At 55.1% G+C, this 526-nt stretch carries 1 pseudogene; it reads left to right on the top strand.

Features of this window, described 5'->3' with window-relative positions:
• A pseudogene (locus tag GC101_RS12845) lies at positions 1-526 on the top strand (hypothetical protein); the annotation flags it as partial.

Genomic DNA, 526 nt, shown 5'->3' with positions numbered 1-526 from the left:
TAGGCCAGGTAAGCCAGGACACTAACCGGCTGTATTTGCAGCTGAAGGGCCAGTCCAGCGGCTGGGGCGGAATTCCCATGGGAGACCACCTCGTGAAGGCCCAGGTCATGATCAACGAATTAACTGTAGAAGCAGAGAAATTGGAGGATATTATCCGGACCGCCCTGAAGGGGGTTGCAGGACTCCAGGAGGAGAATAAACGGCAGGCCGACAAGCTTACGCAGCAGTTTAGTCTTCTCGCGGGTGTATTCGGAAGCTTTGGGACACAAGGTCCTGCCGGGCGGATTTCCATTCCTGCCATTGTGCAGAAGAGTGTAGCGTATCTGATCACGTCTGTTACCGTCCTGCTGGGAAAGGATGAGCTGAATAACGATCCGGCAGTGCAGAAGCTGCGGAATATCATCCAAACGTCCGGGCTTTTGACCGTAGAGGGTATTGCGGCCCTAAGCAAGCTGAAGGATATCTTCGCGGCGCGGGATGGGATCGCGAAGGCGCAGATGGCCTTCAAGGTCTATGAAGCGTTCGG

Source organism: Paenibacillus phytohabitans, assembly GCF_013141775.1.
In the GTDB taxonomy this organism is placed as follows: domain Bacteria; phylum Bacillota; class Bacilli; order Paenibacillales; family Paenibacillaceae; genus Paenibacillus_AQ; species Paenibacillus_AQ phytohabitans.
The sequence above is the reverse complement of the archived record's forward strand: the minus strand, read 5'-3'. Positions and strand labels throughout refer to the sequence as shown.